This window comes from Xanthomonas protegens (genome assembly GCF_038442435.1).
In the GTDB taxonomy this organism is placed as follows: Bacteria; Pseudomonadota; Gammaproteobacteria; order Xanthomonadales; family Xanthomonadaceae; genus Xanthomonas_A; species Xanthomonas_A sontii.
The window spans coordinates 726,542-748,744 of the sequence record NZ_JAQJCQ010000001.1 but is presented as its reverse complement, the minus strand read 5'-3'; the positions used below and the strand labels follow the sequence as shown (position 1 = coordinate 748,744).

The 22,203-nt window shown below is 71.7% G+C and carries 17 protein-coding genes; 9 read left to right on the top strand and 8 right to left on the bottom strand.

What is annotated here, in order from left to right:
- Nucleotides 1-68 precede the first annotated feature (68 nt).
- Nucleotides 69-3,668 carry a hybrid sensor histidine kinase/response regulator gene (locus tag PIQ37_RS03255; protein WP_342072321.1) on the top strand — a complete coding sequence of 1,200 codons (3,600 nt, stop codon included), beginning with the start codon at nucleotides 69-71 and terminating at the stop codon, nucleotides 3,666-3,668.
- Between the two features lie 162 nt (nucleotides 3,669-3,830).
- On the opposite strand, the gene mdtD is transcribed toward PIQ37_RS03255, so the two are convergent.
- The 4 genes from mdtD to PIQ37_RS03235 all read right to left on the bottom strand — a co-directional run bounded on the left by mdtD (nucleotide 3,831) and on the right by PIQ37_RS03235 (nucleotide 7,897).
- The gene (gene mdtD / locus PIQ37_RS03250) at nucleotides 3,831-5,261 is read right to left on the bottom strand and encodes a multidrug transporter subunit MdtD (protein ID WP_342072320.1); all 1,431 of its coding nucleotides are present in this window, start codon (nucleotides 5,259-5,261) and stop codon (nucleotides 3,831-3,833) included.
- A gap of 283 nt (nucleotides 5,262-5,544) precedes the next feature.
- On the bottom strand, nucleotides 5,545-6,612 hold the full coding sequence (gene hemE, locus PIQ37_RS03245) for a uroporphyrinogen decarboxylase (RefSeq protein ID WP_267098238.1): 1,068 nt from the start codon (nucleotides 6,610-6,612) through the stop codon (nucleotides 5,545-5,547).
- Between the two features lie 10 nt (nucleotides 6,613-6,622).
- Complete coding sequence (locus PIQ37_RS03240; RefSeq protein WP_254460865.1) at nucleotides 6,623-6,877, bottom strand: WGR domain-containing protein; 255 nt, start codon at nucleotides 6,875-6,877, stop codon at nucleotides 6,623-6,625.
- Between the two features lie 66 nt (nucleotides 6,878-6,943).
- A complete protein-coding gene (locus PIQ37_RS03235) occupies nucleotides 6,944-7,897 on the bottom strand; it encodes a GlxA family transcriptional regulator (RefSeq protein WP_342072319.1) in 954 nt (317 codons plus the stop codon).
- Nucleotides 7,898-7,989: 92 nt separating this feature from the next.
- On the opposite strand from PIQ37_RS03235, the gene PIQ37_RS03230 reads away from it, so the two are divergent.
- From PIQ37_RS03230 to PIQ37_RS03210, 5 genes are all read left to right on the top strand, one after another.
- Nucleotides 7,990-8,613 carry a cysteine hydrolase family protein gene (locus PIQ37_RS03230; protein WP_342072318.1) on the top strand — a complete coding sequence of 208 codons (624 nt, stop codon included), beginning with the start codon at nucleotides 7,990-7,992 and terminating at the stop codon, nucleotides 8,611-8,613.
- A complete protein-coding gene (locus PIQ37_RS03225; RefSeq protein WP_342072317.1) occupies nucleotides 8,610-8,933 on the top strand; it encodes a cupin domain-containing protein in 324 nt (107 codons plus the stop codon). Before PIQ37_RS03230 ends, PIQ37_RS03225 begins: the two co-directional genes overlap by 4 nt.
- Before the next feature lie 508 nt (nucleotides 8,934-9,441).
- A complete protein-coding gene (locus tag PIQ37_RS03220) occupies nucleotides 9,442-10,473 on the top strand; it encodes an efflux RND transporter periplasmic adaptor subunit (protein WP_342072424.1) in 1,032 nt (343 codons plus the stop codon).
- Nucleotides 10,470-13,670, top strand: a complete 3,201-nt coding sequence (locus tag PIQ37_RS03215) for an efflux RND transporter permease subunit (RefSeq protein ID WP_342072316.1) — start codon at nucleotides 10,470-10,472, stop codon at nucleotides 13,668-13,670. The genes PIQ37_RS03220 and PIQ37_RS03215 overlap by 4 nt, the downstream gene beginning before the upstream one ends.
- The gene (locus tag PIQ37_RS03210; protein WP_342072315.1) at nucleotides 13,670-15,115 is read left to right on the top strand and encodes an efflux transporter outer membrane subunit; all 1,446 of its coding nucleotides are present in this window, start codon (nucleotides 13,670-13,672) and stop codon (nucleotides 15,113-15,115) included. The genes PIQ37_RS03215 and PIQ37_RS03210 overlap by 1 nt, the downstream gene beginning before the upstream one ends.
- A 71-nt stretch (nucleotides 15,116-15,186) precedes the next feature.
- Here the strand turns inward: PIQ37_RS03210 and PIQ37_RS03205 are convergent, their stop codons facing one another.
- Nucleotides 15,187-16,212, bottom strand: a complete 1,026-nt coding sequence (locus tag PIQ37_RS03205) for an alpha/beta hydrolase (RefSeq protein ID WP_342072314.1) — start codon at nucleotides 16,210-16,212, stop codon at nucleotides 15,187-15,189.
- 111 nt (nucleotides 16,213-16,323) lie between these two features.
- Here PIQ37_RS03205 and PIQ37_RS03200 point away from each other — a divergent pair, with 111 nt between their 5' ends.
- Nucleotides 16,324-17,142 carry an AraC family transcriptional regulator gene (locus tag PIQ37_RS03200; RefSeq protein ID WP_342072313.1) on the top strand — a complete coding sequence of 273 codons (819 nt, stop codon included), beginning with the start codon at nucleotides 16,324-16,326 and terminating at the stop codon, nucleotides 17,140-17,142.
- 78 nt (nucleotides 17,143-17,220) lie between these two features.
- Here the strand turns inward: PIQ37_RS03200 and aroB are convergent, their stop codons facing one another.
- Nucleotides 17,221-18,330, bottom strand: coding sequence for a 3-dehydroquinate synthase (aroB, locus tag PIQ37_RS03195; RefSeq protein WP_342072312.1), 1,110 nt, complete (start codon nucleotides 18,328-18,330; stop codon nucleotides 17,221-17,223).
- Nucleotides 18,327-18,869, bottom strand: a complete 543-nt coding sequence (locus tag PIQ37_RS03190; RefSeq protein WP_017910873.1) for a shikimate kinase — start codon at nucleotides 18,867-18,869, stop codon at nucleotides 18,327-18,329. The genes aroB and PIQ37_RS03190 overlap by 4 nt, the downstream gene beginning before the upstream one ends.
- Before the next feature lie 134 nt (nucleotides 18,870-19,003).
- Between PIQ37_RS03190 and pdxH the strand changes: the two genes are divergently transcribed.
- Nucleotides 19,004-19,603, top strand: coding sequence for a pyridoxamine 5'-phosphate oxidase (gene pdxH / locus PIQ37_RS03185; protein ID WP_017910874.1), 600 nt, complete (start codon nucleotides 19,004-19,006; stop codon nucleotides 19,601-19,603).
- A 70-nt stretch (nucleotides 19,604-19,673) separates the two neighbouring features.
- Nucleotides 19,674-20,474, top strand: coding sequence for a cobalamin-binding protein (locus PIQ37_RS03180; RefSeq protein WP_342072423.1), 801 nt, complete (start codon nucleotides 19,674-19,676; stop codon nucleotides 20,472-20,474).
- Nucleotides 20,475-20,733: 259 nt separating this feature from the next.
- Here PIQ37_RS03180 and PIQ37_RS03175 read toward each other — a convergent pair whose 3' ends face one another.
- Nucleotides 20,734-22,119: an MFS transporter gene (locus tag PIQ37_RS03175; protein ID WP_342072311.1), complete on the bottom strand. Its 1,386-nt coding sequence runs from the start codon at nucleotides 22,117-22,119 to the stop codon at nucleotides 20,734-20,736.
- Between the last annotated feature and the right edge of the window lie 84 nt (nucleotides 22,120-22,203).

The following is a 22,203-nucleotide window of genomic DNA, read 5'->3' as shown; positions in this document are numbered from 1 at the left end:
GTCGATGCGGGACGCGGTTGCCAGCGCCGGCGCTTATCGCCGACGATGGCGGCGGTGGCGCGGGACGGATGCCCGTCGGGGAGACAGAGGCGATGCGGTCGAGACGGATCTTGGGATGGCTGCTGCTGGCGTGGTCCGCGGTCGCCGGCGCGGCAGTGCCGCCGACGCCGCAGCCGCGCCAACTGACCGTGGCCGACGGCTTGCCGTCCAACAGCATCAATGGCTTCGCCGAGGACAAGCTCGGCTACCTGTGGCTGGCCAGCAGCGATGGCCTGGCGCGCTTCGACGGACGCGGCTACCGCATCTGGCGGATCGAGGACGGCCTGCACCACAACAAGATCTGGTCGGTGCACGTCGATGCGCAGAACCGGGTCTGGTTCGGGACCGACGGCGCCGGCCTGGGCATGCTCTCGGCCGATCGCCGGCAGTTCCGCTACTACGATCGCAGCACCTATCCGCAGATCGGCTCCACCACCGTGTGGGCCATCGCGTCCACGCCGGACGGCAGCGTCTGGTTCGGGACCTCCGCCGGCGGCCTGCACCAGCTGCAGCCGGACGGCCGCCTGCGCCGCTTCATGCCGATCCCCGGCGACGCGCGCAGCCTGCCTTCGGCCAGCGTCGCCCACCTGGCGACCACGCCGGACGGCACGCTGTGGGTGGGCACCCGCGGCGGCCTGGCGCGCTGGACCGGCCACGATTTCCAGCGCGTCGCCGCCGACGCGCTGCCGCGGCCGGACGTGCAGGGGCTGACGCCCGAACGCGACGATACGCTGTGGGTTTCGACCCTGGGCGGGATGCGCCTGCTGCGCGCCGACGCCAGCGTGGTGGAGCCGTACTGGCGCAACATGCCCGGCGACAGCGTGCTGGGCATGCTGGTCCACGACCGCCACGGCACGCGCTGGTTCGACACCATGGACGGGCTGGGCCGCGAGAGCGAGTCCGGGGTGATCCGCAACGTGCCGCTGTACAGCAATTCCGCGCACGGGCTGGTCAAGCCGAACTGGTCGCTGGCCTTCGAGGATCGCGAGGGCGGGCTGTGGTTCGCCAGTACCAATGCCGGCCTGTGGCACCTGCCGGCCAACTGGCAGCAGTTCTCGGTGCTGTCCTACCGGGTGGACGACCCGGAGTCGATGGGCAATCCCTACGTGCTGGCCACCGCCGCGTCCCGCGACGGCGGCGTGTGGCTGGCCGGCACGCGTGGCGTGCTGGACAAGCTCGATCCGGCCACCGGCGCCGTGCATCGGCACATGCGCGCGATGTTCGGCCTGGACTGGGCGCGGGCGATCGCCGAAGACCCGCAGGGCCGGCTGTGGGCGGCAGCGGCGGGGGCGGTGCTGCGCTACGACCCGGCCAGCGGCGAGGTCCGGCGCTGGGGCAAGGACGCCGGGGCCGATGCGCCGATGATGGACCAGGTGGATCGGATCGTCTTCAGCAGCGACCGCCACGTCTGGATCTTCAGCGACATCACCGGCGTGCAGGTGCGCGACCTCGATGGTCACGTGCTGCGCACCATGGCGCCGGGAAGCGCCGGTCTGCCTGCGGATCTGACCGTGCAGGAGGCCAGCCTCGGGCCGCAGGGCCAGCCGTGGTTGCTGGGGCAGCACGGGCTGCTCGCCTGGAGCTCGGAGCGCGCGCGGTTCGAAGCGGTGCCCGGCGCACCGCAGCGCCCGCTGAGCGCCCTGGCGATCAGCGACGGCAACGTGGTCTGGCTGGCCAGCGTCGGCTGCCTGGAGCGTTATCTGTGGGACGGCAGCCGGCTGAGCCTGCTCGACCGCATCGACGCCGAGCAGGAGTTCCCGGCGCTGGCGCCGAACGGCCTGGTGGTCGATGCCAGCGGCGTGGCCTGGCTGAGCAGCGTGCGCGGGCTGATCCGGGTCGATCCGGCGAGCAAGGCGATCCGCTCCTACGGCGTGCACGATGGCCTGCCCAACCAGGAGTTCCAGATCCGTACCCTGGTGCAGGCGCGCAGCGGGCAGATCCTCGGCGGCACCCCGGACGGCGTGGTGCTGTTCGAGCCGGCGCAGGTGGTGCCGTCGCGGCGGCAGCCGCCGCTGGTGATCGAGCGCATCGGCGTGCGCCGCGGCGAGCGCGGGCTGGACCTGCTGCATGCCGATCGCATCGTGCTGCAGGAAGGCGACCGCGATCTGCACGTGGTCGCGCGCCTGCTGTCGTTCTCCGACACCGACGCCAACACCTACCGCTTCCGCCTCAGCGGCTACGACCCGGATTGGGTCGATGTGGGCGCCAGCGGCGAGCGTCTGTTCTCGCGGCTGCCGTCGGGCCACTACACCCTGGAGATGCAGGCGCGTACCGCCGACAAGGTGTGGTCGAACGTGGTCAGCCTGCACTTCCGCGTGCTGCCGCCGTGGTGGCGCAGCCCCTGGGGCATCGCCGGGCTGGCGGTGCTGGCGGTGCTGGCGCTGTGGCTGCTCGCGTACCTGTACCGGCGGCGGCTGCGCCGGCGCGCCGCCTGGCAACTGGCGGTGCACAAGCAAGAGGTGGCCGAGCAGGCCTCGCTGGCCAAGACCCGCTTCCTGGCCACGCTCGGCCACGAGGTGCGCACGCCGATGACCGGGGTGCTGGGCATGAGCGAACTGCTGCTGTCCACGCCGCTGGACACCAAGCAGCGCCGCTACACCGAATCGATCCGCGACGCGGGCTCGCACCTGCTGCGCCTGGTCAACGATGCGCTGGACCTGGCGCGGATCGAGGCCGGGCGCCTGGAACTGGAACAGCAGCCGTTCGACCTGGGCCGGCTGATCGCCGAACTGGAGGCCATGATGGGGCCGATGGCGCGCAGCCGCGACCTCGCCTTCGCCCTGGACAACGCCATGCCGCCGCAGGTCACCGCGCGTGGCGACGCCACGCGGGTGCGGCAGATCCTGCTGAACCTGCTCAACAACGCCATCAAGTTCACCGAGCACGGCAGCGTGCAGTTGCGGGTGGCGCCGCTGCAGCCGCAGCAGGGCGTGCGCTTCGAGGTCGCCGACACCGGGCCGGGCATCAACGCCGAACAGCAGGCGCGATTGTTCCAGCGCTTCGAGCAGGCCGACGGACCGCGGACCGCCGCACGCTACGGCGGCAGCGGCCTGGGCCTGGCGATCAGCCAGGAACTGGCGGTGGCGATGGGCGGGCGCATCGAACTGCGCAGTCGCCTCGGCGCCGGCACCCGCTTCGTGGTCGACCTGCCGTTGCCGTGGTTGCCCGAGCCGCTGCCGCAGGCGCCACGCGACGCTCGCGCATCCGCCAGTGCCGCGGCGCCGCGGCGGATCCTGCTGGTCGAAGACGATCCGACCGTGGCCGAAGTGGTCGGTGGCCTGCTGCGCGCCCGCGGCCACCACGTCACCCACGCCGCGCACGCGTTGGCCGCACTGACCGAAGCGGCGGCCAGCGCGTTCGACATCGCCTTGCTCGATCTGGACCTGCCCGGCTTGGACGGCCTGGCGCTGGCGCGGCAGTTGCGCGCCTTCGGCTACGGCATGCCGCTGATCGCGGTCACCGCCCGTGCCGACGCCGACGCCGAGCCGCAGGCCCGCGCTGCGGGCTTCAGCGGCTTCCTGCGCAAGCCGGTGACCGGCGAGATGCTGGCCGAGGCAGTGGAGGGGAAGCCGGGCCTGGAAGAAGCGCCGGGTTCCGGGGAGCGCGAGGGCAGCGACGATCGCGCTTAGCCTGCGCGCTGCGCCGCCTCTGTAGGAGGGGCTTCAGCCGCGACCGCGCGTCATGGGCAATGCCCGGTCGCGGCTAAAGCCGCTCCTACAAGAGCCCAGGGACCGTACAGACCGCAACGCCGCCGCCGTTGCGAATCCCCAATCCCAACTCCCTAATCCCGGCTACTCGGCCACCTCCTCCACCTGCTTCGGATGCGGTCGGGTATCCGGCAGCTGCCAGAAGATCAGCGTCGAGGTCAGGGTGATGGCGCCGACGCAGACGAAGGTCGCGTGCAGCGCCGCGGTGGCGCCATGGGTATCGCCGAGGTGGGTGTTGAATGCCGCCAGCAGGCTGCCGGCCGCCGCGGCGCCGAAGCCGGTGGCCAGCATCATCACCATCGACAGCAGGCTGTTGCCCGCGCTGGCCTGGTCGCGGTCCAGGTCGCGCAGGGTCACGGTATTCATGACGGTGAACTGCAGCGAGTTGACCGCGCCGAACAGCGCCAGCTGCAGCAGCCGCCAGCCCAGCGGCTGGCCGGCATCGAACAGCAGGAAGCTGGCCATCGCGGTGCCGACCAGCACGGTGTTGGTCATCAGCACGCGGCGGTAGCCGAAGCGCTCCACCAGCTTCACCGCCGCGCGCTTGGAGGCCATGCCGGCCAGCGCCACCGGGATCATCATCAGCCCGGCGTTCATCGGGCTCATGCCCAGGCCCACCTGCAGCAGCAGCGGGATCAGGAACGGCATGCTGCCGCTGCCCACGCGCGAGAACAGATTGCCGAGGATGCCGATGCGGAAGCTGATAACCTTGAACAGGTGCAGCGGGAACAGCGGCGCCGCCGCGTTGGCCGCGTGCAGCCAGTAGCCGATCAGCGCCGCCAGCCCGGCGATCGCCAGCAGCATCACGAAGGCGTGGCGCAGGCCCAGCTCGGAGATGCCGTCCAGCGCCAGCGACAGCGCGACCATGCCGAAGGCCAGCATCGCGTAGCCGACCAGGTCGAAGCGGGTGCGTTGCTCGCCGTAGAAGTCCGGCATGATCCTGAGCGCGGCGGCGAAGCCGATCGCGCCGATCGGCAGGTTGATCAGGAACACCCAGTGCCAGGACGCCACCTGCACCAGCCAGCCGCCCAGGGTCGGCCCGACCAGCGGCCCGATCAGCGCGGGGATGGCGATGAAGCTCATCGCGCTGAGGAACTGCGCGCGCGACACCGAGCGCATCACCGCCAGCCGGCCCACCGGCAGCAGCATCGCGCCGCCGATGCCCTGCAGCACCCGCGCGGCCACCAGATACGGCAGCCGCGGCGCCGCCGCGCACAGCAGCGAGCCGAGGGTGAACAGCACGATCGCGGCCAGGAAGGTGCGGCGGGTGCCGTAGCGGTCGGCGATCCAGCCGGACGCGGGAATGAACATCGCCACCGCCAGCGCGTAGCTGAACACCACCGACTGCATCTGCAGCGGGCTCTCGCCGAGGCTGCGCGCCATCGCCGGCAGGGCGGTGTTGACGATGGTCGCATCGAGCATCTGCATGAAGATGGCCAGCGACACCAGCCACAGCAGCGGACGGAAACTGCGCGCGTCGGGAACGGCGATCGGATCGGAGGAGGGCGCGGACATCGGCACGCAGGGCGACGCGAGGGGGCGATAGGATCGCGCAGATCGCGTCGCCGTGTCGTGCAGTTGCGCGCGTTGCGCGCTTGCGATGCAGCGCGCGCTCAGCGATCAGCGCGGTCGACGCAGGGGTGGACGGCGCCTTGCAGACGCTCGCGTAGGAGGGGCTTCAGCCGCGACAGGCTTCGCGCGACGCCCTGTCGCGGCTGAAGCCGCTCCTACGCAGGAGATCGAGCGCACGCCGAGCGTCGGCGGTGCATCCCGACTCCCGAATCCCCAATCCCGGCTCTTAAGCGCGCCGACTATGCCGCTGCACCGCCTCCACCAGCGCGCCGACGTGCTCCGGCTGCATGTCCGGCGACAGCCCGTGGCCGAGGTTGAACACGTGTCCATCCAGCGAGCCGCCATTGCCGTCGGCATAGCTGCGCAGCACGCGCTGCACTTCGCGGTCGATCGCCTCCGGCGCGCCGTACAGCATCGCCGGGTCCAGGTTGCCCTGCAGGGCGACGCGGCCGCCGGTGCGGCGCGCGGCGTCGGCCAGGTCGATGGTCCAGTCCACGCCCACGCCTTCGGCGCCGGAGCCGGCCAGCTCCTCCAGGTAGGGCGCATTGCCCTTGCCGAACAGGATCAGCGGGGTGCGCTCGGCGCCGTCGCCGCGCGCCAGTTCGCGGGCGATGCGCTGCAGGTAGGGCAGGGAGAACTCGCGGTACATCGCCGGGCTCAGCACACCGCCCCAGGTGTCGAACACCTGCAGCGCCTGCGCGCCGGCCGCGCGCTGCGCCGCCAGGTAGGCGATCACCGCGTCGGTGTTGACCGACAGCAGCTGGTGCAGCGCCGCCGGGTCGTTCAGCGCCAGCGCCTTGATCCGCGCGTAGTTGTCGCTGCCGCCGCCCTCGACCATGTAGCAGGCCAGGGTCCAGGGGCTGCCGGAGAAGCCGATCAGCGGCACGCTGCCGTCCAGTTCGCGGCGGATCACCCGCACCGCGTCCATCACGTAGCGCAGCTCGGTCTCCATGTCCGGCACGCCGAGCCGGGCGATCGCCGCGGCGTCGCGCACCGGGTGGCGGAACTTGGGGCCTTCGCCTTCGACGAAGTACAGCTCCAGGCCCATCGCATCGGGAATGGTGAGGATGTCGGAGAACAGGATCGCCGCGTCCAGCGGGAACCGCGCCAGCGGCTGCAGGGTCACTTCGCAGGCCAGCTCCGGGGTCTTGGCCATGGCCAGGAAGCTGCCGGCGCGGGCGCGCGTGGCGCGGTACTCCGGCAGGTAGCGCCCGGCCTGGCGCATCAGCCACACGGGGGTCTGGTCCACGGGCTCGCGGCGCAGCGCGCGCAGCAGGCGGTCGTTCTTGAGCATGGGGGATTCCTTAGCGCGGCGCGTCGGCGCCACGGGTGAACATGACCTGGAAGCCGCGCTTGAGCTGGGCGTCGCGGGCTTTCTCGAAGGCGGCGTGGGCATCGTCCTGCTGCAGGTACAGCTCGCGCCGCAGTTGCGCGCGGCCGCCGATCTGGCCGCTTTCGCGCAACAGCTCCCAGCCGCCGAACAGGTCCGGCTGCAGGGTCAACTGCAGGTAGCGTGGCGGCTCGTTGCCGTCGGGGCGTTGCTGGAGGAAGACGCGCATGCGCCGATTGTAGCGGGTGCCGGCGCGGGCGACGTGGCGCGACTGGCGGAACGCAGCGGGCCGGCTTCAGCCGGCGCGAAAGCCGCGGCGGTAGACCGAGGGCGGCACGCCCAGGGCGCGGGCGAACTGCTGGCGCAGCGCGCCGGCGCTGCCGAAGCCGCAGCTGGCGGCGATCCGCTCCAGCGCCAGGTCGGTGCTCTCCAGCAGCTGCTGGGCGCGGACCAGGCGCTGGTGCGCCAACCACTGCACCACGGTGGTCCCGGTCACCTGGCGGAACTGGCGGGTGAAGCTGCGCCGGCTCATCCGCGCGTGCGCGGCCAGCGCGTCCAGGCGCAGCGGCTGCTCCAGCCGCTGCAGCATCCAGTCCAGGGTCGGGCCGAGCAGGGCGTCGCGGCGGCTGGCCGGCAGCGGCTGTTCGACGTACTGCGCCTGCCCGCCCTGGCGGTGCGGCGCCACCACCAGCCGCCGAGCGATGCGGTTGGCGACCTCGGCGCCGTGGTGGCGGCGCACCAGGTGCAGGCAGCAATCGATGCCGGCCACGGTGCCGGCCGAGGTCAGCACGTCGCCGTCGTCCACGTACAGCACGTCCGGCTGCAACCGCACTTGCGGGTGGCGCTGCGCGAAGCGCTCCAGCGCCGCCCAGTGGGTGGTGGCGGGGCGGCCGTCGAGCAGACCGGCGTCGGCCAGCACGAAGGTGCCCAGGCACAGGCCCACCACCTGTGCGCCGGCGGCGTGGGCGCGGCGCAGCGCCTGGCACAGGGCCGCCGGGGCCGGCTCGGCGGCGTCGCGCCAGGACGGCACGATCACCGTGTCGGCACCGTCCAGCGCCTCCAGGCCGTGCTGCACCTGGATGGCGAAGCCGGCATCGGTGCGCAGCAGCCCCGGCTCGGCGGCGCACACGCGCAGGTCGAAGGCCGGCAGGTCGGTGTCCGGCCGCGCCTCGAACACTTGGCAGGGCACCGCGAGATGGAAGGGGCTGATGCGGTCGAAGGCGACCACGGCGATGCGATGCGATGACATGGCCCGATTTTAGCGAAAACGGTGTTTCGGGCCACTCGTCGCCGCGCCTCCGGCCGCCGACACTGGCCGCCTCTTCGCCCTGGAGCCACCGCATGCCTTCTCCCCGCCGCGCCCTGCTGGTCATCGATGTCCAGAACGAATACTTCGATGGTGGGCTGCCGATCGCGCATCCGCCGGTGGCGCAGTCGCTGCCCCACATCCTGCAGGCGATGGATGCGGCACAGGCGCACGGCCTGCCGGTGCTGGTGGTGCAGCACACCGCGCCGGCGCAGTCACCGGTGTTCGCCGACGGCAGCGCTGGCTGGGCGTTGCACCCGCAGGTCGCCGCGCGGCCGCACACGCGGCTGCTGCGCAAGACCCGGCCCAGTGTGTTCGCCGACACCGACCTGGCCGCCTGGCTGCAGGCGCAGGCGATCGACACCCTCACCGTGGTCGGCTACATGACCCACAACTGCAACGCCTCCACCGTGTACGAGGCCTTCCACCGCGGGCTGGCGGTGGAAGTGCTGGGCGACGCCAGCGGCGCGCTCCCGTACGCCAACGCCGCCGGCCAGGCCAGTGCCGAGGAGATCCATCGGGTGTTCGGCGTGGTGTTCCACAGCAACTTCGCCGCGGTCGCCGACACCGCGCAGTGGATCGCGGCGGTGCAGGCGGGGCTGCCGCTGCCGCGCGACAATGTGTTGCAGTCCAACCGCCGCGCGCGCGGCCTGGCATGAGCGCCGCGCCGCGGGTGCTGCGCGCACGCGACTTCACCGGCAGCCGCCCCTGGGAGGCGCTGCCGGTGGCGCTGCTGGATGGCATCGGCGTGCGCATCCACTGGACCGACCAGCCCTACGTCTGGCACGTCAACGACGGGCAGGAGGTGTTCGTGGTGCTGGACGGACAGGTGCAGATGCGCTGGCGCGTGCACGGCATCGAGCAGGCGGCGCTGCTGCAGGCCGGCGACGTGTTCCATGCGCCGGAAGGCACCGAGCACGTGGCGCACCCGCGGGGCCCGGCGCGGGTGCTGGTGGTGGAGCGCGACGGCAGTCCGTGAGCGCCGGGATCCGCTCCTGACCGGCGAGCGCCGCGATGGTGCCCGGGACGTGCCGCTGTCGATGACGTGTGTACAGGGCGACGCACACTGCGCGTTCTGATGTGCGTTCTATCACGGAGCCATCACTGGCGATCTGGCGTCATTGGAACAGGCTATGCCGCTGCGTGCGCACAGAGATCCTGGTGTCACGGCATCGCCATTCACCACGAGTGCGGACGCGGCCGGTATGCGAAGCCAGAGCGATGGGCGGTTCCCTGGGCAGCACCCCGAGGTTAGCGCGGGACGGGATCTCGCGCGGCCTGCTGCCATTTCCGACGATGTCATGTCGTTGCGCGCGCCACGTCGTCGCGCGAGCGCTTATCAAACGCCACGCAGGGCGTGCGGCCTGGGTCGGGTCACTGTCTTCGCCGGATTGGCGGTGCTGTGCGTGCTCATCCTCGGCGGCTGGGTTTGGCGCGCACACCGCCAGCAGCCCGCGCCGGCGCCCGAGCCCTTGCGCGTGCAGACCATGACCGTCGCGCCGCACCGGGTCCCGGACATCATCGAGACCTCCGGCACGCTGCTGTCGCCGCAGACCGTGGAAGTACGCGCGCAGGCCGACGGGGTGCTGCAGTCGGTGCTGATCCATGACGGCGAGCAGGTGCACGCCGGGCAACTGCTGTTCACCATCGATCCGCGGCCGCTGCGGGCGGCGTTGACGCAGGCGCGCGCCACCCTGGCCCGCGACCAGGCGCTGGCGGCGGATGCGGCCGACACCGAGGCGCGCTACGCCAAGCTGTCCAGGACCGGCGCGGTCGATCCCAAGACCTACACCACCGCGGCCGACACGTTGCGCTCGCTGCGCGGCACCGTCGCCGCCGACCAGGCGCAGGTCGAGCAGACCCAACTGTCGCTGGCCTACACCCAGGTGCGTGCACCGATCGACGGCCGCGCCGGTGCCATCGCGGTCAAGCCGGGCAACCTGGTGTCCAGCGGGTCCAGCACCGCGCTGGTGACGCTCAACGTCAGCACCCCGATCGAAGTGCGTTTCGCGCTGGCGCATGTGCAGGTCGACGCCGTGCGCGCCGCGCCGCTGGGGCACCAGGGCCTGGGGCTGCCGGTACTTGCGCTGGATGCGGTGAACGGCACGCTGCTCGATCGCGGCGAGGTGGCGTTTCTCGACAACGCCTTCGACACGAGCAGCGGCACGCTGGAGCTGCGCGCACGCTTCGCCAACGCCGGCGCCACGCTGTGGCCGGGGCAGTTCGTCACCGTGCGGGTGATCCTGGCGGAGGACCCGCAGGCGCTGTCGGTGCCCGAGAGCGCCTTGCAGCAGGGACAGCAGGGGCCGTACGTGTACTGCGTGGTCGATGGCCATGCCGTGTCGCGGCCGCTGACCGTGGCGCGGATGGTCGACGGGCAGGCGGTGATCGCCAAGGGCCTGCGCGCGGGTGATCGCGTCATCCTCACCGTGCCCAACGAACTGCGCGACGGCACCGCGGTGCAATCCGGCAACCCGCACGCCACGCCGACCGCGGCGGCGACCGGACGGCATGCGTGAACCTGTCGGCGCTGTTCATCCGCCGCGCGGTGATGACCTCGGTGCTGATGATCGGCCTGGTGCTGGCCGGCGGCATGGCCTACTTCGCGCTGCCGGTGAGCGAGCTGCCCGACGTCAGCTTCCCGACCATCACCGTCAACATGTCGCTGCCCGGTGCCAATCCCGAGACCATGGCCGCAGCGGTGGCGACGCCGCTGGAGCGCCAGTTCAGCGGCCTGCCGGGGCTGGACACGATGAGCTCGACCAGCAGCGTCGGCAGCACCCGCATCGTGTTGCAGTTCGCGCTGAGCCGCAATGTCGATGCGGCCGCGCAGGACGTACAGAACGCGGTCTCGCAGGCGGCCGGCCTGCTGCCGCGCGAGATCAATCCGGCGCAGATCCAGAAGGAGGATCCCAGCGCCGCGCCGATCATGCACCTGATCCTGCGCTCCAAGACCATCGCGCTGCCGCTGCTCAACCAGTTCGCCAAGGACCGCGTGGCGTTGCGCCTGGCCTCGGTGCCGGGCGCCGGCCAGATCGATGTCAACGGCGCGCAGAAGTACGCGGTACGCCTGTTCGTCAACCCGCACCTGCTCGCCGCCCGCCACCTGGGCTTCGACCAGGTGGTCTCGGCGGTGCAGGCGGGCAACAGCAACGCCCCGGCCGGCACGCTGATGGGGCGCGCGCGGTCCTACACCGTGCGCGCCGACGGCCAGCTCAAGCGCGCGGCCGATTTCGATGCCATGGTGCTGACCTATGCCGACGGCGCGCCGGTGCGTTTGCGCGACGTCGGTCATGCCGAGGACAGCGTCGAGAACCTGCAGACCGCCGCCTCGCTCAACGGCCAGCGCGCGATCGAGATCAACATCCATCGCCAGCCCGGCGCCAACACGCTGTCGGTGACCCAGGGCATCCAGGCGGCGTTGCCGGGAATTCGCGCGCAGTTGCCCGGCGACGCCCAGCTCGACGTGCTCTACGACCGCGGCGACTACATCGGCGCGTCGGTGGAAGACGTGGAGTGGACCCTGGTCGGCTCGCTGGTGCTGGTGATCGTGGTGATCCTGCTGTTCCTGCGCAGCTGGATGGCGACCCTGATCGTGGGGCTGGTGCTGCCGACCTCGCTGATCGGCACCTTCGCGGTGATGCGCCTGCTGCACTTCAGCCTGGACAACATCTCGATGCTGGCGCTCACCCTGTCGGTCGGCTTCGTGGTCGACGATGCCATCGTGGTCATCGAAAACATTGTCCGCCACGCCGAGCAGGGCGCCAGCCGCATGGACGCGGCCATCGCCGCCTCGCGCGAGATCGGCTTCACCGTGCTGTCGATGACGGTGTCGCTGTCGGCGGTGTTCCTGCCGATTGTGTTCATGGGCGGGCTGGTCGGGCGGCTGTTCTCCGAGTTCGGCATGGTGATCGCGATCGCGGTGATCCTGTCCGGCATCGTCTCGCTGACGCTGACACCGATGCTCGCCAGCCGCTGGCTCGACCCGAAGAAGAGCACGGGCTGGGTGTTCGAGCGCTTCGACCGGCTGGTCGACGCCAGCGAACGCGGCTACGCCCGCTCGCTGGCCTGGGCGACCGAGCGCATCGGCCTGATGTGTGTCATCGGCCTGGCCACCCTGGTCGGCACCGCCGGCGTCTACGCGGTGGTCGAGAAGGGCTTCATCCCGCAGGTCGACTCGGGAAAGATCGACGGCGATACCCGCGTTCCCGAGGGTACCGCCTTCGCCGACTTCGTGGCCAAGCAGGCGGCGGTGGTGAAGATCATCCAGCGCAATCCCAACGTGGCCAACGTGGAGTCGGTGATCGGCTCGGACAATTCGCTCAGCAACAGCGGGCGCCTGCTGATCGGGCTTAAGCCGCTGTCCGAGCGCAGCGGCAGCGCGGAGGAGGTGATCCAGGACGTGCGCAAGCAGGTCGCCGCGATCCAGGGCATCACCCTCAACATGCGCAATCCGCCGGCGATCGACATGGGGCCGACGGCCTCGAACGGATCGCTGCAGTACGTGCTGCAGTCCACCGACCAGAAGGCGCTGTACGCCCAGTCCGACAGCATCCTGCAACGCCTGCGGCAACTGCGCGACGTGCAGGATCCGCAGAGCGACCTGCAGCTCAAGAACCCGGAGATCGAGGTGGTGCTGCACCGCGAACAGGCCGCCGCGCTGGGCGTCACCGCCGCCGGCCTGCAGGACACCCTGGCCAGCGCCTACGGCGGGCGCAAGATCAGCACCATCTACGGCGACACCGATCAGTACGAAGTGCTGCTGCAGGTGGACCCGGCGGCGCAGGCCGACCTCAACGGCCTGGATGCGCTGTCGTTCAACGGCAACCAGAACCCGGGCATCACCGCGATCGGCACGCAGACCTCCAACAGCAGTTCCGGCACCAGCGCGGTGCTGACCGCGGCCGGCGGCCCGATGGTGCCGCTGCGCGCGGTGGCCGACGTGCGCATGGGCGTGGGGCCGGTGGCGATCAACCATTACGCCGGTCTGCCGGCGGTGACGCTGTCGATGAACCTGGCGCCCGGCGTGTCGCTGGGCGATGCCGCCGCCGGCATCGGCAACCTGATGGCGCAGACCCTGGGCAAGGGCGACGCGCGCGCCATCAGCGGCCAGTTCGCCGGTTCGGCGCAGGCCTTCGAGAATTCGATGAAGACCCTGCCGATGCTGCTGCTGATCACCGTGCTGCTGATCTACGGCGTGCTGGCGATCCTGTACGAGAACGCGCTGCATCCGATCACCATCCTGACCTCGCTGCCGCTGGCCGGATTCGGCGCCATCTTCATGCTGGTGCTGTTCCGCCAGGAGCTCAATCTCTTCAGCTTCGTCGGCCTGATCCTGCTGGTCGGGCTGGTCAAGAAGAACGGCATCATGATGGTGGATTACGCGCTGGACCTGGAGCGCTCGGGCGATGCGCGCTGGCAGCAGCCGCGCGCGGCGATGCTGGAAGCGGCGACCGTGCGCTTCCGCCCGATCATGATGACCACCCTGGCGGCGGTACTGGGCTCGCTGCCGATCGCGCTGGGCGTCGGCGCCGGCGCCGAAGCACGCCGCCCGCTCGGCATCGCCGTGGTCGGCGGCCTGCTGTTCTCGCAGGCGCTGACCCTGTACCTGACCCCGGCCTTCCACATCGCGATGGCCGAGTGGCTGGCACGCCGTCGCGCACATCGCGACGGCACCGCGCCGCCGTCGGCACCGACGCTGCCGGAGCCGGCCTGATGCGCGCGCTCGCACTCGGTGCCGCGTGCCTGCTGTCGGCGTGCAGCCTGACGCCGGCCTATGTGCGGCCCACTGCACCGATCCCGCCGTCGTGGCCGGTGGGCGACGCCTACCTGGCGCAACACGAGGCCACGCTGCCGTCGCTGGGCTACCGGCAGGTGTTCGGCGACCCGCGGCTGCAGGCGCTGATCGCCCAGGCGCTGGACAACAACCGCGATCTGCGGATCGCGCTCGCCGATATCGCCCAGGCGCGGGCGCAGTACCGGATCCAGCGCGCGGCCCTGCTGCCGGAGGTGGGGACCAGCGCGACCTATGCGCGCTCCTATCGCGGCAAGGGCGCGGCGCCGGCCAACGACGCGACGCAGGGCGGCAACGCAGCGGCCGCGCCGGCGGCGGGCTATGCCAGCAATTACGACCTAGGCCTGGGCGTCACCGCCTTCGAAGTCGACCTGTTCGGCCGGCTGCACGCGCTGACCGCGGCCGCGCAGCAGCGCTACCTGGAACAGGAGGCGGCGGCACGCGCCACGCGCCTGACCCTGGTCGGCGACATCGCCACGGCCTGGCTGACCTATGCCAGCGATCGCAGCCTGCTGACGCTCGCGCAGGACACCGAACGCAGCGCTGGCGCCAGCGCGGCGCTGACCGCGCAGCGGGTGGACGGCGGCATCGTGCCGCACTCGGCGCTGGACCAGGCCAACCAGGTGCTGCATGCCGCGCAGTCCGACCTGGCCGCACAGACCACGGCAGTGGCGCAGGACGTCAATGCCTTGCAGTTGCTGGTGGGCGCTCCGGTCGATCCGGCGCTGCTGCCGGCCTCGATCGAGGAGGCCGCTGCACACATCGGCGATCCGCCTGCCAGCCTGGACACGAGCATCCTGCTGCGCCGGCCCGACGTGGTGCAGGCCGAATACGAACTGCGCGCGGTCAATGCCGAGATCGGCGCCGCCCGCGCCGCGTTGTTTCCGCGCATCAGCCTGAGCGGCCTGCTCGGGCTGACCAGCACCGCGCTGTCGGACCTGTTCACCCACGACGCGTTCAACGGCTCGGTGGGTGCGGGCGCCGCCTACACCCTGTTCGATGGCGGTGCGGCGCGCGCCAACGTGCGCTACACCGAGGCGCAGCGCGATGCCGCCGTGGCCGGTTACGAGAAGACCGTGCAGACCGCCTTCGGCGAAGTGGCCGATGCGCTGGCCCGGCGCGGCACCATCGATGCGCAATTGCGCGCGCAACACGCTTTGCTCGCCGATGCCGCCAATACCTACGATGCCAGCGCCCAGCGCTACCGCGTCGGCGTGGAGAGCGCGCTGTCCAACCTGGATGCGCAGCGCAGCTATTACGCGGCGCAGCGCAGCCTGGTCGCGGTGGAACTGACCGCGGCCACCAATCGGGTGACGCTCTACCGCACCCTGGGCGGGGACGCGTCGCTGGAGGCTGCCCAGCCCTGAGTGCGTTCGGCGCGGGTGGGCGGCACGCTGCAGCCGGAACGCGCTGCATGGCGTGCGGCCCCGTTGTGCGCTTACTTCAGGTGTTCGCGCAGTCCGTCGCCGGCCTGCTGGATCGCGGTCCGCACTGCGGGCACGTCGCGCAGGGCATTGAGCAGGCCGAAATCGTGAATCAAGCCGTTGTAGCGGGTCACCGTGACCGTCACCCCGGCCTGGTCCAGCTTGCGGCCGAAGGCTTCGCCCTCGTCGCGCAACACGTCCAGCTCGGCGGTCTGGATCAGCGTCGGCGGCAGGCCGGCGAGCTGCGCCGGGGTGGCGCGCAGTGGCGAGGCGGTGATCTCGGCGCGGGCCTTGGGGTCGGTGGTGTAGTTGTCCCAGAACCAGGTCATCATGTTGCGGGTGAGGAAATAGCCGCTCTGGAATTGCTGGTACGACCCATCGTCGAAGCGGGCGTCGGTCACCGGCCACAGCATCAGGTCGTAGCGTAGCGCCGGTGTGCCGGCGGCCTTGGCCTGCAGCGCCACGGCCGCGACCATGTTGCCGCCGACGCTGTTGCCGGCCAGCGCCAGGCGCTTGCCGTCCACGCCGATCTGCGCGCCGTGCTCGGCGACCCAGCGGGTGGCGGCATAGGCCTGGTGGATGGCGACCGGATACTGCGCTTCCGGCGACGGCGTGTAGTCCACGTAGACCGCCACCGCGCCCGATGCGTTGACCAGGTCGCGGATCAGGCGTTCGTGGGTCGGGAAGTCGCCCAGCACCCAGCCGCCGCCGTGGAAGAACATGAAGGCCGGCAACACCTGGCCTTCCGTGTGCGGCGGCCGCACGATCACCAGGTTCAGCGGCTTGCCGTCGGCCTGGATGGTGGTGCGGCTGACCTCGGCCGGCGGCAGCGGCGTATTGGACTGGGCATCGCGCAGCACCTGCCGCGCCTGTGCCGGCGTGAGCTGCTCGATCGGCTTGCCGCCGCTGCCGTTGAGCGCATCAAGGAACTGCGCGACCGGGCGCAACGGCGCGGGCTGGTCGGCCGGCGTTGCGGCGGCGGCGGTGCCGATCGCACCGGCCAGTACCGAGGTGGCGAGCAAGGGAAGCAGGGTCTTCATGGCGGTTTCCTGTGGCATGCCGGGCGGGGTGCCGGCGACAGGGGTGACTTTGCGCGCCAAGGCGATACGATAGGTGGAGAATCGTCCAAAAAACTTTACCTGGAGTCCTGAGTGACCGATCGCCTAGCCGCCTTGTTGACCCACTTCTCGGTCAGCGCCGAGGTCTTCCACGCCGGCACGTTGTGCGGCCTGCACCGGCTCGACGACGGCGACCGCGGCCAGCTGCACCTGTTGCGCCAGGGCAGCGTCGTCGTCCACAACGGCGATGGCAGCGTGCTGCGAATCGACCGGCCCAGCCTGCTGCTGTACCCGCAGGCCATGCCGCACCATTTCGAGACCGATGCGCAACGCGGCGCGGATTTCGCTTGCGCGCACCTGCGCTTCGGTGGCGGTGCGGCCAATCCGCTGGTGCGCGCCTTGCCGGCCTGCATCTGCCTGCCGCTGGATGCGCTGCGGCAGGGCGAGGCGCTGCTGCACCTCCTGTTCGAAGAAGCGTTCGCGCAGCATTGCGGGCGCCAGGCGGTGTTGAACCGGCTGTTCGAAGTGGTGCTGGTGCACGTGATCCGCGAACTGATGGAGCAGGGACTCGCCGACAGCGGCATGCTCGCCGGCATGGCCGATGCGCGGCTGCGGCTGGCGCTGACCGGCATCCACGACGCCCCGGCGCAGCCGTGGACGCTGGAGAGCCTGGCCGCGCGTGCCGGCATGTCGCGCAGCGCGTTCGCGCGCAGCTTCCGCGAGACCCTCGGCTGTACGCCGGGCCAGTACCTGCAGGACTGGCGCATCGCCCTGGTGCAGCGCGGCCTGCGCGAAGGACGGCCGCTGAAGCAGCTTGCCGACGAAGTGGGCTACGGCAGCGAGGCCGCGGTGTCGCGCGTGTTCAAGGCGCAGGTGGGGCAGAGCCCGCGCGCGTGGCGGCAGGCACGCTGAGTGCGGGTGGGGCGTATGCAGGCGCGCCAGCACCACCGGCGCGCGTGGGGGCGACTGTCGCCTAAGCGCTGCGCCGGCTCAGCCGGCGGCCAGCACCGCCAGCACCTCGGCCTCGTCCACGTCGGGGACGATCTCGGCGTGGCCGATGCCGCGCCACAGCACCAGCCGCAGGCGTCCGGCCAGGTTCTTCTTGTCCAGGCGCATGCGCGCCAGCAGCGCCTCCGGCGCCAGCCCGGCCGGCAGCGCGGTCGGCAGGCCGAAGTCGTGCAGCAGCGCACGCAGTTTCTCCGTGTCCTGCGCGCTGGCCATGCCCAGCCGCGCCGACAGCGCGGCGGCCAGCACCATGCCCACCGCCACCGCTTCGCCGTGGTTGAGGTTGGCGTTGTCCGGGGCGCCGTAGCCCTGTTCGGTCTCGATGGCGTGGCCGAAGGTGTGGCCGAGGTTGAGCAGGGCGCGCTCGCCCTTCTCCAGCGGATCGCGGGCGACGATCTCTGCCTTGTGTTCGCAGCTGCGCGCGATCGCCTGCGCCAGCGCGGCCGGCTCGCCGGCCAGCAGCGCGCGGCGTTCGGCATGCAGCCATTCGAAGAACAGCGGGTCGCGGATGGCGCCGTACTTGATCACCTCGGCCAGCCCGGCGCGCAGTTCGCGCGGCGGCAGGCTGCGCAGCGTGGCGGTATCGGCCAGCACCGCGCGCGGCGGATGGAACGCGCCGACCAGGTTCTTGCCCTGTGGGATGTCCACCGCGGTCTTGCCGCCGACCGAGGAATCGACCATCGCCAGCAGCGTGGTCGGCAGTTGCACGCAGTCCACGCCGCGCATCCAGCAGGCAGCGGCGAAGCCGGCCAGGTCGCCGACCACGCCGCCGCCCAGCGCCAGCACGCAGGCGTCGCGGGTGGCGCCCAGGGCGGCCAGCGCGGCGATCGCCGCGGCGAAGTGGTCCAGGGTCTTGGAGGCCTCGCCGGCGGGGATCACGAAGTCGCCGATCTGCAGCTCCGGGCGTGCCGCCAGCAGCGCGCTGCGGACCTGCGCGGCATACAGCGGCGCCACCTGGCTGTCGCTGAGCAGCAGGACGTGGCGGCCGCGCACGTGCGCGGCGAGGGCGGCGCCGTCGTCGAGCAGGCCGGGGCCGATGTGGATGGTGTAGGCCGGGTCGCCAGCGACCTGGACCGTGCGCGATGCTGCGGTCATGCAGTGGGTTCCGGAAGTTTCCACGACGCGGCCAGGCGCACGACCAGCTGCGCGGTGGCCTCGGCCGGGGTGAAGTGGTCGGTGTCCAGGATCAGGTCGGCGACCTCGCGGTACAGCGGTTCGCGTACCGCGTGCAGGTCGCGCAGCACCTGCTCGCGGTCGCCGCGCTGCAGCAGCGGGCGGCTGCGGTCGCGGTGCAGGCGCTGCAGTTGCGCTGCCACGCCGACCCGCAGGTACACCACGAAGCCGTGTTCGCGCATCTCGCGGCGGCTGTCGGCATTGAGCACGGCGCCACCGCCGGTGGAGATCAGGTGGCCGGGCGTGCTCAGGATGCTTTCCAGCACCGCGCGCTCGTGCTCGCGGAAGCCGGCCTCGCCGGCGTGTTCGAACAGCGAGGCGATGCTGGCGCCGGTGCGCTCGACGATGGTCTGGTCGCTGTCGACGAAGACCAGGCCGAAGCGCTCGGCCAGGCGGCGGCCGATGACGCTCTTGCCGGCACCCATCGGGCCGACCAGCACCAGGTTGGGGGCGGGATTCATCCGCCGATGCTAGCAGAGACCGGCGCCGCCTCGCGCGCCGCGCAGGCGCCGCGCGCGGGACCTTGCGCGGCGAGGCGTGCGTCGCGCGGTGCATGGCGCGACAATGGGGGATCGTCCGCCGAGTGCCTGTCGCCATGCCCGATCTCTACGCCGAAGCCCTGTCCACGTTCGCCGACCTGTTCGCCGAGGCGCGCACCAGCGACGAGGCCGAATACAACGCCATGGTCGTGTCCTCGGCCACGCTGGAGGCGCGGCCGTCGTCGCGGGTGGTGCTGCTGAAGGCCTACGACGCGCGGGGCTTCGTGTTCTACACCCACCTGGACAGCCAGAAGGGCCGCGAGTTGCAGGCCAATCCGCAGGCCTCGCTGCTGTTCCTGTGGCGGCGCATGCGCGAGGACGGGGTGCAGGTGCGCATCGATGGCGAGGTGCAACTGGTCGCCGCGGCCGAGGCCGACGCCTATTTCGCCTCGCGCCCGCGCATGAGCCAGATCGGCGCCTGGGCCTCGGCGCAGTCGCGCACCTTGGCATCGCGCGAGGAGTTCGAGGAGCGCGTGGCCAAGGCCGAGGCCACCTTCGAGGGCCGCGAGGTGCCGCGTCCGGATGGCTGGGGCGGGTTCCGCGTGGTGCCGCGCAGCTTCGAGTTCTGGTACGGCGCCAAGTACCGCCTGCACGAGCGCTGGCGCTACGAAGCCGATGCCGCCGGCCACTGGAGCAAGCGGATGCTGTTCCCGTGAGCGGCGCCGGCCTGGCCTGCCGCAGCACCGCCGCCGCGGTGCGCGCGTGCTCGAGCGAGGCGCACTGAGCGTGGGCCCGCAGCGCATCGTCTGCCTGACCGAGGAGCCGACCGAGACGCTGTACGCGCTCGGCGAACAACAGCGCATCGTCGGCATCAGCGGCTTCACCGTGCGTCCGCCGCAGGCGCGCCGCGACAAGCCCAAGGTCAGCGCCTTCACCAGCGCCAAGATCGGCGAGATCCTCAAGCTGCAGCCGGACCTGGCCATCGGCTTCTCCGACATCCAGGCCGACATCGCCGCCGAACTGGTGCGGCATGGCGTGGAGGTGTGGATCGCCAACCATCGCAGCGTCGACGGCATCCTCGACTACATCCGCCGGCTCGGCGCGCTGGTCGGTGCCGGGCCGCGCGCCGTGGCCTATGCCGACGAACTGCAGCGCGGGCTCGACGCCATCGCCTCGCAGGCCGCCACCTTGCCGCGGCGGCCGCGGGTGTACCTGGAGGAATGGGACGAGCCGATCATCACCGGCATCCGCTGGGTGGCCGAACTGGTGGGCATCGCCGGCGGCGACGACGTGTTCCCGGAACTGTCGGTGCAGCCGCTGGCCAAGGCGCGGATCCTGGCCAACGGCGACGAGGTGGTGCGGCGCGCGCCGGACATCATCCTCGGCTCCTGGTGCGGCAAGCGCTTCCGTCCCGAGCGCGTCGCCGCGCGGCCGGGCTGGGCGGCGATGCCGGCGGTGCGCGACGGGCAATTGTTCGAGATCAAGTCGCCACTGATCCTGCAGCCGGGGCCGGCCGCGCTCACCGACGGCGTGCGCGCCATCGCCGACATCATCCAGGCCTGGGCCAGGGGCGTGGGCGCGAGGTAGGGCTTTTCTCGATCCCCGGGCACGCCGCGTGGTCTGGCCGGTGCGTCGGCAGCGTTGCGTGGCGCAGGGCCTGGCTGGCGGTCGGCGCACGCCGCGCGGCGTCGGCGGCACACCGGACAGGGCCCACCGGAAGCGCCGCGATCCCCGCATCCATGGCCGCGTCAGCGTTCGGACGCGGACAGAGGATCGTCGCCTCGCGCGTCTCTGCCGCGCGTGTGCGTCACCATGGCGCGATGTGCGCGGGGATGGAGGACACGGCCTAGCCACGCTCCGGCTGGGTGCGGCCGGCGATGGCCAGGCCGAGCAAGGCCATCAGCGCGGCGACGGCGAAGGTCGACAGGTAGGCCGCGGCGGCCGAGTACGCCAGCAGCGCGGCGAACAGCGAGCCGCCGACCGCCAGCGTGGTCGCCACCGCGATCGCCTCGCTCAACTGCAGCGCCGAACTGTTGCGGCCCTGCCGCGCCGGCGGCGACAGGGTCAGGGTCAGCACCGCCAGGGTCGGGTAGATCAGGCCCATGCCCAGGCCGGTCGCGGTCCAGCCGCCGATCGCCAGCGCCGCCGGCACTGCCGGCAGCAGCGCAAGCGTGGTGGTCGCGATGCCCAGCGCCATCAGCGTGCAGCCCAGCCGCAGCCGCCGCAGCCGGGTCGCGTCGCGGCCGTAGTGGCCCTGGTACCAGGAGCCGGCAAACCAGCCCAGCGCGCCAGCGCTCAACGCCACGCCGGCCCACACCGGCGACAGCCCGCGTTCGCGCGACAGCAGCAGCGGCAGGAACGCCTCGCAGCCGAAGAACGCCGAGCCGGCGATGCCGCGCAGCGCGATCACACTGGGCAGGCCGCGCGCGGCGCGCAGGGTGCCGGCCGGCAGCAGCCGCCAGGTGCACAGCGCCAACAGCGCCAGCGCCGATGGCAACAGCAGTGCCGCCCACAGCCCGCGCTGCTGGCCGCCCAGATACAGCAGGCAGACGCCGGCCGCGGCGCCCAGCGACCATAGCCGCGCCGTACCGCTGGCACCGTCCGCGCTTGCGGCGGGCGGCAGGCGCCGCAGTGACGGCCACAGCAGCGCCGCTGCCGGCAGCGCCAGCAGCGGCACCGCCAAGAACACCCAGCGCCAGCCGACATGCTCGACGATCAACCCGCTGATGCTGGGACCGATCAGCGACGGCACCACCCAGCCTGCGGAGAACGCGGCGAACATGCGCGGGCGGATCGCCTGCGGATACAGCCGCGCGACCAGCACGTACAGCACCACCGAGATCGCGCCGGCGCCCAGGCCCTGCACCAGCCGGCCGGCCAGCAGGAATCCCATCGAGGGCGCGAAACCGGCCAGCAGCAGGCCGCAGACGAAGCAGGCCAGGCCGGTCCACAGCGGCGCCGCCGGTCCATGCAGGTCGCTCCAGCGCCCGGCCACGGTCATGCCGATCACGCTGGTGGCCAGGGTGCCGCCGAAGGCCAGCGCGTACAGCCGCAGGCCGTCCAGTTCGCGGGCCACGGTCGGCATCGCCGCGGCCACCGCCAGCGCCTCGAAGGCGATCAGCGAGACCAGCGCGACCATGCCGATGGTGGTGGCGCGGTAGGCCGGCGCCAGCACGGAGCCGCTAGCAGCAGGGGCGGATGGAGCGGCGGCGGTGGTGGCGTGGTCTTGCATCGGCGTACCTGGGAAAGCGGGTGGACGTCTGCCGGCGGCGACTTGCGTGGGCGCGTGCAGCCCGTGCAGCATGCAACCTCAACC

Coding starts and splice junctions, on each gene's coding strand:
- PIQ37_RS03210 (WP_342072315.1), top strand. CDS start 13,670: ATGCGCGCGCTCGCACTCGGTGCCGCGTGCCTGCTGTCGGCGTGCAGC.
- PIQ37_RS03225 (WP_342072317.1), top strand. CDS start 8,610: ATGAGCGCCGCGCCGCGGGTGCTGCGCGCACGCGACTTCACCGGCAGC.
- PIQ37_RS03205 (WP_342072314.1), bottom strand. CDS start 16,212: ATGAAGACCCTGCTTCCCTTGCTCGCCACCTCGGTACTGGCCGGTGCG.
- PIQ37_RS03230 (WP_342072318.1), top strand. CDS start 7,990: ATGCCTTCTCCCCGCCGCGCCCTGCTGGTCATCGATGTCCAGAACGAA.
- PIQ37_RS03240 (WP_254460865.1), bottom strand. CDS start 6,877: ATGCGCGTCTTCCTCCAGCAACGCCCCGACGGCAACGAGCCGCCACGC.
- hemE (WP_267098238.1), bottom strand. CDS start 6,612: ATGCTCAAGAACGACCGCCTGCTGCGCGCGCTGCGCCGCGAGCCCGTG.
- PIQ37_RS03175 (WP_342072311.1), bottom strand. CDS start 22,119: ATGCAAGACCACGCCACCACCGCCGCCGCTCCATCCGCCCCTGCTGCT.
- aroB (WP_342072312.1), bottom strand. CDS start 18,330: ATGACCGCAGCATCGCGCACGGTCCAGGTCGCTGGCGACCCGGCCTAC.
- PIQ37_RS03235 (WP_342072319.1), bottom strand. CDS start 7,897: ATGTCATCGCATCGCATCGCCGTGGTCGCCTTCGACCGCATCAGCCCC.
- PIQ37_RS03220 (WP_342072424.1), top strand. CDS start 9,442: ATGACCGTCGCGCCGCACCGGGTCCCGGACATCATCGAGACCTCCGGC.
- PIQ37_RS03190 (WP_017910873.1), bottom strand. CDS start 18,869: ATGAATCCCGCCCCCAACCTGGTGCTGGTCGGCCCGATGGGTGCCGGC.
- pdxH (WP_017910874.1), top strand. CDS start 19,004: ATGCCCGATCTCTACGCCGAAGCCCTGTCCACGTTCGCCGACCTGTTC.
- mdtD (WP_342072320.1), bottom strand. CDS start 5,261: ATGTCCGCGCCCTCCTCCGATCCGATCGCCGTTCCCGACGCGCGCAGT.
- PIQ37_RS03255 (WP_342072321.1), top strand. CDS start 69: ATGCCCGTCGGGGAGACAGAGGCGATGCGGTCGAGACGGATCTTGGGA.